At 59.0% G+C, this 9,916-nt stretch carries 11 protein-coding genes; 8 read left to right on the top strand and 3 right to left on the bottom strand.

Annotation, left to right across the window (positions count from 1 at the left end; genetic code table 11):
* A partial coding sequence (locus A3A9_RS0134420) for an amidohydrolase family protein (RefSeq protein ID WP_027062437.1) occupies positions 1–443 on the bottom strand: 443 nt, incomplete at its 3' end.
* A gap of 579 nt (positions 444–1,022) precedes the next feature.
* A complete protein-coding gene (locus A3A9_RS0134415) occupies positions 1,023–1,946 on the bottom strand; it encodes a hypothetical protein (RefSeq protein ID WP_027062608.1) in 924 nt (307 codons plus the stop codon).
* A 294-nt stretch (positions 1,947–2,240) separates the two neighbouring features.
* Between A3A9_RS0134415 and A3A9_RS0134410 the strand changes: the two genes are divergently transcribed.
* The 5 genes from A3A9_RS0134410 to A3A9_RS44520 are packed head-to-tail and all read left to right on the top strand — an operon-like array spanning position 2,241 to position 6,747.
* Positions 2,241–3,413: a glycosyltransferase gene (locus A3A9_RS0134410; RefSeq protein WP_027062607.1), complete on the top strand. Its 1,173-nt coding sequence runs from the start codon at positions 2,241–2,243 to the stop codon at positions 3,411–3,413.
* A gap of 2 nt (positions 3,414–3,415) precedes the next feature.
* Positions 3,416–4,549 (top strand): UDP-galactopyranose mutase, encoded by a 1,134-nt coding sequence (gene glf / locus A3A9_RS0134405; RefSeq protein WP_027062606.1) that lies wholly within the window; start codon positions 3,416–3,418, stop codon positions 4,547–4,549.
* Positions 4,546–6,228: a family 1 glycosylhydrolase gene (locus A3A9_RS40375; RefSeq protein ID WP_152536265.1), complete on the top strand. Its 1,683-nt coding sequence runs from the start codon at positions 4,546–4,548 to the stop codon at positions 6,226–6,228. Before glf ends, A3A9_RS40375 begins: the two co-directional genes overlap by 4 nt.
* Positions 6,229–6,262: 34 nt before the next feature.
* Positions 6,263–6,478 carry a hypothetical protein gene (locus A3A9_RS0134395; RefSeq protein ID WP_033839056.1) on the top strand — a complete coding sequence of 72 codons (216 nt, stop codon included), beginning with the start codon at positions 6,263–6,265 and terminating at the stop codon, positions 6,476–6,478.
* A gap of 59 nt (positions 6,479–6,537) precedes the next feature.
* A complete protein-coding gene (locus A3A9_RS44520) occupies positions 6,538–6,747 on the top strand; it encodes a hypothetical protein (protein WP_027062604.1) in 210 nt (69 codons plus the stop codon).
* A 322-nt stretch (positions 6,748–7,069) separates the two neighbouring features.
* Here the strand turns inward: A3A9_RS44520 and A3A9_RS45510 are convergent, their stop codons facing one another.
* Positions 7,070–7,222, bottom strand: coding sequence for a hypothetical protein (locus tag A3A9_RS45510; RefSeq protein WP_202596439.1), 153 nt, complete (start codon positions 7,220–7,222; stop codon positions 7,070–7,072).
* 384 nt (positions 7,223–7,606) lie between these two features.
* Between A3A9_RS45510 and A3A9_RS0134380 the strand changes: the two genes are divergently transcribed.
* From A3A9_RS0134380 to A3A9_RS0134370, 3 genes are read left to right on the top strand one after another with little or no spacing between them, the layout of a single operon-like run.
* Positions 7,607–8,614: a M42 family peptidase gene (locus A3A9_RS0134380; RefSeq protein WP_027062603.1), complete on the top strand. Its 1,008-nt coding sequence runs from the start codon at positions 7,607–7,609 to the stop codon at positions 8,612–8,614.
* Positions 8,615–8,634: 20 nt separating this feature from the next.
* The gene (locus tag A3A9_RS45505) at positions 8,635–8,970 is read left to right on the top strand and encodes a hypothetical protein (RefSeq protein WP_051371434.1); all 336 of its coding nucleotides are present in this window, start codon (positions 8,635–8,637) and stop codon (positions 8,968–8,970) included.
* 14 nt (positions 8,971–8,984) lie between these two features.
* Positions 8,985–9,914, top strand: coding sequence for a cytochrome c (locus A3A9_RS0134370; RefSeq protein WP_027062601.1), 930 nt, complete (start codon positions 8,985–8,987; stop codon positions 9,912–9,914).
* Positions 9,915–9,916 lie beyond the last annotated feature (2 nt).

The raw sequence follows: 9,916 nt of genomic DNA, 5'->3' as shown, positions 1-9,916 counted from the left end.
ATAGCTTCGTAGAAGGCCGGCCGGCAAAATCTACCGGACCTTCCGTCGATGAAGATGCCGCTGTGAAAGAGCACTGGCAGGTCGAAGCGCGCCGCAACCTCGTACACGCGATGGGCACAGTCGTCGTACGGGAACCAGCCGGTTGGCACCATCTTCAGGCCACGAATCCCCGGCAGCCCGGCGGCTTCTTCAAGATCCTCGGCGGCCTGGGGGTGAAGCGGGTTCACGACAGCGAACCCCAGCAACCGATCGGAATGACCCTCGATGAGCCGCGACAGATACTTGTTTCCCTCCTTCAGGGAGTTCCGGTCGTCGAGCGAATATGGATCAGTCAGAAACGGCGCTAAAAGAAATGCAATATCCACGCCGGCATCATCGAGGGCTTGCAAAACCTCCCGGGACTTTTCCCTCCCGGACGTGTGAAGATGGGCGTCGATGATCATTGTCAGCTCTCCGTCTGCGCGACAACTTGCGCAGTTGGAGACCGTTCCATCGTCAGGTGGCAAACCAGCAATAAAGTCCAACTCGGTACGGAAAGCACCATCTAGCCCGTTGCAATAGAACATTGGGACAGTCGCGAAGTTCGTCCCGACAACAGCCTGGCAGGCAAGCCGATGCAAGAATTTGTGAAAGACATACTGGCCGAAGTAGTTGACGTGCTCCGGTCGCGATCCTCCGACCAAGGCTCCCGGGGGCCGCCCCTGCCGGTTAGAGCGCACGACTTTCCCAACGACTTAGAACCCGTCATTAGAGCTGACTCGACCATTACAAAAATGGGCATGCCGATGCCAAAGTATGGTCCGTGGAACAAGTGACCACACTGGGTGACGAAGAAACAACATCGTCACGTGCAGCAACTGGACCTTCGCTGCCAAGAACCGCGCGACTGGGGTATGGCCTGATGGCAAACGACAACCGCCGCCGGAACGGCACCATTCCGGCCCGCTCGTGCCTCGATGCTGGCCACCAAGCCTATCCCGATCTGAAGGCTGTCAGCCGCTGGAGACAGGCCCAGCCGTCGACTACGCCACTTTCGTCAGGATCTGCTCAAGCAGGTCACATTTCGCAACGCCATAGCGCCAGCGGTGACCGGTCGCGGCCTGCCTACTTTGATAGAACAGGGTGAGCTCGCGACCTTCGACCATCACGGTCGAATGGCCGTTTTCGCCAGGCTCACCAGGCTCGAGCACCGTTCCAACAGATACGTAAGGTCCCTCGACGCGACTTGCCACCGCAAAGAAAACGCGCTGCCGGTTGCCGCGTGCGCCCTCCGGTAAAAAGCAGGTGGCGTTGAGCAACACGCGTCCATCGGGCAGCTCGACGAGTTGGGCACCTTCGATGCCCCATTCATAGTCGGGATGTTCGCGGGCGTTGTGATGGGGCACGTGAACGTGGTCAAGTATCTTTCCCACACGCTTCCAAGGGCCAAACCAAGAATCTGACTGGCTGCGCGCCAGATAAACGTCAGGTTGCGGCACCTTGGTAAACTTCGGCATCCCCGAATAGACAATGTAACGCCTGCCACCAATCACCGCCGGGTGGGGATCATAAATCCCGTCTTCGTCGGTGTCGGGAAGCGACAATATGGCTGGCGGTTGCAGGGTCCAGGCGAAGCCGTCATCGGAGACCGCGTGCTCGCAACGACCGCCGGATTTCATAAATTCGGTCTGGATAAACATATGGAACACGCCGCCTTCGTATATCACCCCTGGCGCGGCGATCCCACTTCCGACCAAGGGCAGTTCGATGGCTTCATGCATGGTCCAGGGACCATAAAGGTCTGGGGCAGTGCCGTGGCATATGGACCAGCTTTCCGTTGTGACCGTGCCGCTTGAGCCGAAGATGTGCCACAACGCACCATCAAAAACCGGGCAGGGGTCCTTGAGGTCGTCCACGTTGGCTGGGTGGAAGAGAGGGAAGACGTTGCTATCGAAGAAAAGGGCCATGGATTTCCTTGGGGGCTGTCACTAGCCACCGGCGCAACCTTGTCGGTCGTTGCACTGGCGAACCGTACTTATTGGCGACTTAGTCCATTCCGACCACAACGCGAGGCAGCAGCCCGACTCGCAAGCCCGAACATTTTATCAGGACCGCAGGGTTTCAGACAAGCCGGCGCGCGACGCGCCGGTTGGGAACAAGTTAACCGTCCGAAAGTTCAGAGTCGTCGAACCTCCGGATCGCAGCCAATGATTAACATTTGTTGGTCTCTGGCGCGCCCAACCTGCGCGAAAGGATACCACATGGGAATTGCAGAAGGCCAAACGACACATAAAACTGTGTCAGTAGAACGGGACCTGTTACTGTGCTTCTCGCACCTCAGATGGAATTTTGTATTTCAACGGCCGCAACACTTGCTGAGCTTGGCCTCTGCCCGTAACAAGGTGATCTATTTCGAGGAACCGGTTTTTGAAGACGTGTCCTACGCGCTACTGCGCATGCAGGACGCCGCCGAGCACATCAGGATCGCGACCCCGGTCCTGCCGGTCGGCACCAGCGCGGCGAAGGCCGATGCTGTTCAACGGTTGTTTGTCGATCAAATCGTTGGCGACACGCCGCATGTTCGATTGATCGCTTGGTACTACACGCCGATGGCGCTGCGCTTTAGTCATCATCTGGAATGCGATGTTTGCGTATACGACTGCATGGACGAACTCTCCGCGTTCAAGAATGCGCCTGTCGAACTGACGCAGTTCGAGAAAGCCCTGTTTCATCGGGCTGACGTGGTTTTCACAGGTGGACTGAGCCTCTATGAAGCCAAGCGGAACCTGCACCGCTCGATATTCCCCTTCCCGAGCAGCATCGATCTCGCACATTTTCATCAAGCGAGAGGCTACGGCGAAGACGCCGCAGACCAGCGGGGAATCCCACATCCGAGGGTGGGCTACTTCGGCGTCATCGACGAACGGCTTGACGTTGACTTGGTCACCCAGGCCGCGCTGGCGATGCAGGACGTTCATTTTGTCATGATCGGTCCGGTGGTCAAGATTGACCCCAGTTTGCTTCCCCGTGCGAATAATATCCACTGGCTAGGTGGGAAGGCGTATTCGGACCTTCCAAACTACCTCAGGCACTGGGATGCCGGCTGGATGCCTTTTGCGCTTAACGAGGCTACCCGCTTCATCAGCCCGACGAAAACACCCGAATTTCTTGCCGCTGGCTTACCGGTAGTATCGACCGCGATCGTGGACGTTGTCCGTAGCTACGGCGCCCAAAGCCTGGTCGACATCATCGACGTCGAAGATTTTGAACAGAAGCTGCGGTCGGTGTTGGGCCGGCCTCGGGAGGACCGCTGGCAAAAGGTGGATGCCTATCTCGCGGACATGTCATGGGAGAAGACTTGGCGCGCGATGTCCAATCACATCGAGCAGGCTTACTCAAGCAAGAATGTCATTCCGATGCGGCGGAGGGCGTGATCATGTTCGACTGGCTGATCGTCGGCGCCGGATTTGCCGGCAGTGTCCTTGCCGAACGCATCGCGTCGGAACGCAACGAGAGTGTGTTACTGATCGATCGGCGTGGGCACATCGGGGGCAATGCTTACGACTGTTATGATGAAGCCGGGGTCCTTATACACCGCTACGGCCCGCATATTTTCCATACCAACGCCCAGTCGATCGTCGACTATCTCTCGCGCTTTACGCGGTGGCGTCCCTACGAACATCGGGTGCTGTCTTCGGTTGACGGCAAACTGCTGCCGATTCCGATCAACCTCGACACCATCAACGGTCTCTATGGCCTTGATCTGACGTCGGAGCAGCTGGAGCAGTTTTTCCTGTCAAGGCGGGAACCCGTCGAGGAAATCCGTACCGCTGAGGACGTGGTCGTGAGCACGGTCGGTAGGGAACTCTACGAAAAGTTCTTTCGAGGCTACACCAGGAAGCAATGGGGCGTTGATCCGTCGCTGCTAAGCAAATCGGTGACGGCGCGGGTCCCGACCCGTTTGAATCGTGACGACCGGTATTTTGGCGACAGCTTTCAGAACATGCCGGAGGGTGGATACACGCGCATGTTCCAGCGGATGCTGGATCACCCCAACATCAAAATTATGTTGCAAACCGACTACCGGGACGCACGGAATAAAATTCCGTTTCGGCGCATGATCTTTACAGGGCCGGTTGACGAGTATTTCGATTGGCGCCTGGGTCGACTGCCTTATCGGTCGCTACGTTTCGAGCACGTCACGCTCGACTGCGAGAGGTTCCAGCCGGTGGCGGTGATCAACTATCCGCAGACCGAGGATTACACCCGCATTACCGAATACAAGCACCTTACCGGACAACAGCATCCCAAGACCAGCCTAACCTACGAATACCCCACCGACGAGGGCGACCCGTATTACCCCGTGCCGCGGCCGGAAAACGAGGCTCTCTATAAACGCTACGAAGCGTTGGCGATGGCTACCCCGGACGTCTGGTTCGTGGGGCGTCTGGCAACGTACCGTTACTACAACATGGATCAGGTTGTAGGCCAAGCGTTGGCGACATTCGCGCGGATCCAGAAAACAGTGCCGGCGGCGAGCACCACTAGATTGTGGGAGGCGGCCGAGTGACCGTCCCGCTCGAAATGTGGGGCGGTGTCGAGTGTAGCGTCGTCCGAATAGGGGATCGTACGCGCAACCAACTCCTGGAGACAGGGCATTACCAAAGGGCCCACGATCTTGAACTCATCGCTGGTTTGGGCATCCGCACGCTGAGGTATCCGGTTCTCTGGGAGATGGTGGAGCCCACCGCTGGCGGCTACGATTGGACCTGGGTCGACCGGCGCTTACATCGGCTCCGAGAACTCGGCATACGCCCCGTTGTGGGTTTGCTTCACCACGGTAACGGACCGGCCTGGATTGACCTTCTCCATCAGGATTTTCCGAGGCGGTTCTCCGAATTCGCCGCTCGGGTCGCGCAGCGCTATCCATGGGTGGACATGTTTACCCCTATCAACGAACCCCAGACCACGGCCCGAATCAGCGGTTTATATGGGCTCTGGCACCCTCATGGACGTGACGAAGCGACATTCCTCCACCTCACCGTTGCGCAATGCCGTTCCATCGCGCTCGCCATGGACGCCATCCGTCAACATACGCCAGGCGCACTGTTGGTACAAACAGAGGACGTCGGGCGCGTCTTCGCGAACCCGCGCCTTGCCTATCAAGCCGACTACGAAAACCAGCGGCGATGGTTGGCGTTAGACTTACTGACCGGACGGGTGGACGGGGGTCACTTGTTGCACAAGCGAATGCGCGATGCCGGAATTGGCGACGACCTGTTAGCCAAACTCGCTGCCGCACCATGCCCGCCAGATATCATAGGAATCGACTACTACTTGACCAGCGACCGGATGCTGGACGACAGGCTGGAACGGTATCCCCTCGAACATCCCGGCGGAAACGGCTTTGATGTTTACGCCGACATCGCGGCGGTGCGCTCAGACCGGCGTGAGGAGAGCGGCTTAGGATCTCGGATTGCCGAAACGTGGGATCGCTATCACTTGCCGATCGCGGTGACCGAACTGCACAACGGCTCGACGCGCGATGAGCAATTGCGCTGGTTGATAGAAGGGTGGACCGGTGCCCGGGCAGCGAAAGACTGCGGCATAGACGTGCGTGCAGTCACGTCGTGGTCTCTATTTGGCGCGGTGGATTGGAACACCATGCTGCTCAACCGCGATCACTATTACGAGAGTGGCGCGTTCGACATCCGGGGAGGCGGCCCACGCCCGACCGCGATCGCCGCTGCTATTGCGAGCCTAGTGCGCCAGGAGGCTCTCGACCATCCGGCGCTCGATCGATCAGGGTGGTGGCGTTCCGAGCCAATGCCTCGTGCTGCCGCCCGCACGATATTGTTGAATGGGTGGGGCCGCTTAGCGTCGGTTATCGAGGCGTGTTGCGCGAGCCGCAGGCTGGCTGTCCGGCAAGCTTCACCTGAGCAACTCCTGAGTCCCACTGCATTGCATGGCGCGTGGGCTTCGATTGTTATCGACGAGGGCGCCACTAGTCACAGAACAGGCCGGCTTAAATGTACATACTCAGACTTGAGTCACATGACGCTGCGGTTTTCTACGGCACTCCCTTCAGTGGCGGTGGCCAATGCCTTTCTTGATTTGATGGTCGACGGCGGCCGGGGCATCTTCGAGCTTAAGCGGGCCGGCCTTCACAACCAATATGAGGTCGTTCAACTGGCGGCTGAGCCGACAGGTGGCGAGGTAGTTCGCGACGGATACAGCCATGTTGCGTAGCTTGGGTGAGCACTAAGTATTGGTGAGAACCACGGTGGGCCACTATAAGACAAATGTACGGGCGCCGGCAAAACCTGCCGGCGATCAGTTCCGGGGCAGCGAATGCGAACATGCCTTGCGTGCGCGTATTGAGGATATCACCACGGAGGCTATTGCGTCCGGGTGGACGCCCGTTGAAGTCGCCATCGCCCTGATGAAAACCGGTGCCGACCAGTTGAAGGACCTTGGTTACGGGGAAACCATCAACTAGCCGCGTCACGCAAACCGGCACTCTGCAGAAATCCCAGCCGAGCCGTCCGGAATAGTGGGATGACCATGGACAACGTGCCCGTGGGTGTAACGGATCAGTCCGCAGCCTGTTCTCCGAGCGTTCGTAATTCTGTCAGGCTGCTTCGTCGTTTCTCGCAAAATGTTCTCAACAGCCCCATGTTCGAGCGGAAGGACGTGGCCGGGCTTATTGGCGCTGCCGTGATGACCTTGGGACCGCTTGCAGCCTACTCGTTTGGCTTTGGCGCCTGACCGTCTCAGCCTTTGAATTCGTCCCGAAGGGGTGTCGTAAGGGAGGCGTTCGTTCGCAGTCCGATAATCTTCGAGGATCGCCCGGTCACCATGGAGAAATTCAGGTTCCGTGCTGGCGCTGTTGGCCCAGCGTTCCCCCTTGTAAAAGGCAGATGATCGATCAAGTCGGAAACGGTGAAACCAATATGATCAAACATGGTCATTCTTTTCAATGCTTGGGATAGCGACATCGTAGCCCTGTTGAAACTCGGCGTTGCAAATAGCATTACAGAAGCTGCGCTGGCGAGCAACGTGGAGGATGAGGCGTACGTCCCACTCCCTGTCATTTCTGGCCCGTCGGAGCGGCACTCTTCGCATCTTTAGAATGGGCGGCGAGGGCAGGGCCGGCTCCTGTGGCCTTGCGCATATCGCCACTCTTCTCGACCTTATCGGCAATGCGGGTGACGCCGGCGAACAATTTCCCGAAAAAGCCCATGATCTTCTCCGATAGGGTTTCATCGCAGGAAATTCAAAACCGCGCATTTTGTTCCGGAATCTAATCAAAGGTTCGAACTTAATCGCCTAACCGCCGCTCGCCTTTGTTCAAACCAAGGCGGGAAAAGCGGTTCCGACGATTCCTGTGACGCAGATAGAACTGCGGAAAGTAGCCACTCCCCTCGAGTTTGTCGCAACAGCCTCCTCAGGCAACTCTTCGAAATCGTGGTTGGCAAGGTCGCATTGGACAAGGCTCAATCCGCTGAGGTGAAATCATTCGCCCAAGCAATGAGCGGATTTACGTGAAGGCAGCACATCTGCGCGGAACGAAGGGGTTTCAGGCAAATTACATCTGCCAGAAATCGACTGACGCCGGAGTAAGCCCTTGCGCGATGAATCGCTCACATACCTCAAAGCATTGATTGCGACACCGTCGCCGAGCGGCTTTGAGCAGCCGGTCGCCAACCTCTACAGGGACTACGTCAGCCAGTTCGCCGATAAGCTGACCACGGATGTTATGGGCAACGTCAGCGCGGTCATCAATCCTGACGCTGGCATGCGCATTATGTACGTGGGACATATGGATGAGATCGGGTTCATCGTCCATTACATCGATGAGGAGGGCTTCCTGTACTTCGATACCATCGGTGGAACCGATGTCGCCACCGAGATCGGCCAGCGGGTGTGGGTGCATGGGCATGAGCGGGTGGCGGGTGTGGTCGGCCGCAAGGCGATCCAGACCTTCAAGCTGGCCGACGGCAGCCAGACGCCAACGCTGAAAGACCTGTGGATTGATATTGGAGCCGCCTCGCGGAAGGATGCGGAGGCCGCGGTCAAGGTCGGCAGTCCGGTCAGCCTTCAAGCCGAATTCACCCGGTTGCTCGGAGACCAGGCTGTCGACCGTGCGTTTGACAAAAAGGCCGGGTTGTTCATCGGCAGTGAGATCGTGCGCCGGCTCAAGGAAGACGGCGGGTTACATCCGGATGTTGGCCTCTATGTGCTTGGCACGGTGCAGGAGGAGATCGGTTCACGGGGCGCCCAAACTGCAGCTTTCAACCTGGCTCCCCACCAGGGCAAGCTGGATCTTGGTAAAGGTCCGGGCATCTCGCAGGAGCCGAGCACAAACCCGGTCGTGTTCGAACTCCTGAAGACGGCGGCAGATCGCGAACGGATCCCTTATCAGCTCCAAGCCTATGGCGATAAAATTCCGACTGATGCGCGGCTTCTGCAGACTAACTGCGGCGGGGTCGCCACCGGTCTTCTCTCCGTCCCGCTACGCTACATGCACACGCCCTCCGAGGTGCTTTGCCTCGGCGACATCACAGCGACCATCGACCTCGTCTGCGCGTTTTGCAGTAGCGTCCGGCCCGACACTGATTTTACGCCCTGGTAAGGGCCAATGGAGGAACGATCATGCCAACACCATCAGAACGTGACTATCCAATCACTTCCGCAAATGACCGACGCGCGATAGAAGCTGGCGAGACGCGTGACAAGGTGACAGGCTTCGACCCGGCCGCCGTGCCGATGGAGACGGATGCGGAAGCGGGCGGGGCGCCCACGGTTCCGGATATGACGACGCTGTACCCCGGCGTTGCGGCACAGCCTGATGTCAATGCCACGAGCCACGGCTCGGCGATGCGGCCCAACGGAACGCGGCGCGCCAGCGCCGCATGGCCTCTCGGCATCCTGATTGGGGTGGTCGCGCTGGCGGCTTTGTTCATCTTCGGCGGCTTCTGGCATCACTAATTCGGTCGCGAGTCATGGCGAAAACCAGCACCTGGTTGAAATGGGCCGCAGCTCTAGCGGTCGGTGCCGGAGGCGTTGGCACGGCGGCCGTGTGGCGGATCAGTGAAGCCGTGCCACCGTTTTCCCGCCGGGACGGCCATTTCCAGGCTCAGGGTGATGTCGCACGCGGCAAGATCGTGTTCGACGCAGGGGACTGTGCCTCCTGCCACGCGACGCCCGGACAACCCGACCGGCTGAAACTCGGCGGCGGCCTTGCACTGGCTTCGCCGTTCGGGACTTTCCGACCCCCGAACATTTCACCTGATCCGGTGGATGGCATCGGGAACTGGTCGGCTGCCGACCTCGCCAACGCCCTGATCGGAGGCGTGTCGCCCCGGCGTGAGCACTATTACCCGGCCTTCCCGTATACCAGCTACACCGGGATGAAAGCCGGCGACATCAATGACCTGTATGCGTATCTCCGGACGCTCCCCAAGGTTTCCGGCCGGGCCCCGCCTCACGACCCGGCATTGCTGTTTCGCGTGCGTCGATCCATCGGGCTTTGGAAGGCGCTGTTCTTCAAGGAAGGGTCAACCGAGGCCCGGACCACCGGCGAGCCGGTGCACGACCGGGGCGCCTATCTCGTAGAAACGCTGTCCCACTGCGCAGAGTGCCATTCGACCCGCAACCCCTTCGGCGCGATTAAGGCCAGCTCGCGTTTTGCGGGCGGGGTCGATCCCCAGGGGACCGGATACGTGCCGAATATTACCCAGGAACGGTTGGGAGAATGGACCGAGGACGACATCGCGACCATGCTCAAAACGGCCGTGACACACACCCACGGTCGTGTTGGCTCCTCAATGGCCGATGTCGTGACGAACACCGCCAAGCTCCCTGACAGCGATCGACTGGCCATCGCACGTTACGTCAAGTCCTTTGCGCCGGTGGCAACGCCGAAGCCGTAGCC

Origin of the sequence: Mesorhizobium loti CJ3sym (assembly GCF_000472785.1) — a bacterium.
Lineage (GTDB): Bacteria > Pseudomonadota > Alphaproteobacteria > Rhizobiales > Rhizobiaceae > Mesorhizobium > Mesorhizobium loti_E.
Note: the sequence above shows the minus strand (reverse complement) of the source record. Positions and strands in the feature narration are given on the sequence as shown.

Excerpts from the sequence above, each read along its gene's own strand:
- A3A9_RS0134370 (WP_027062601.1), top strand. The coding sequence starts at position 8,985 with ATGGCGAAAACCAGCACCTGGTTGAAATGGGCCGCAGCTCTAGCGGTC.
- A3A9_RS44520 (WP_027062604.1), top strand. The coding sequence starts at position 6,538 with ATGACCATGGACAACGTGCCCGTGGGTGTAACGGATCAGTCCGCAGCC.
- A3A9_RS45510 (WP_202596439.1), bottom strand. The coding sequence starts at position 7,222 with ATGGGCTTTTTCGGGAAATTGTTCGCCGGCGTCACCCGCATTGCCGAT.
- A3A9_RS0134415 (WP_027062608.1), bottom strand. The coding sequence starts at position 1,946 with ATGGCCCTTTTCTTCGATAGCAACGTCTTCCCTCTCTTCCACCCAGCC.
- A3A9_RS0134410 (WP_027062607.1), top strand. The coding sequence starts at position 2,241 with ATGGGAATTGCAGAAGGCCAAACGACACATAAAACTGTGTCAGTAGAA.
- A3A9_RS45505 (WP_051371434.1), top strand. The coding sequence starts at position 8,635 with ATGCCAACACCATCAGAACGTGACTATCCAATCACTTCCGCAAATGAC.
- glf (WP_027062606.1), top strand. The coding sequence starts at position 3,416 with ATGTTCGACTGGCTGATCGTCGGCGCCGGATTTGCCGGCAGTGTCCTT.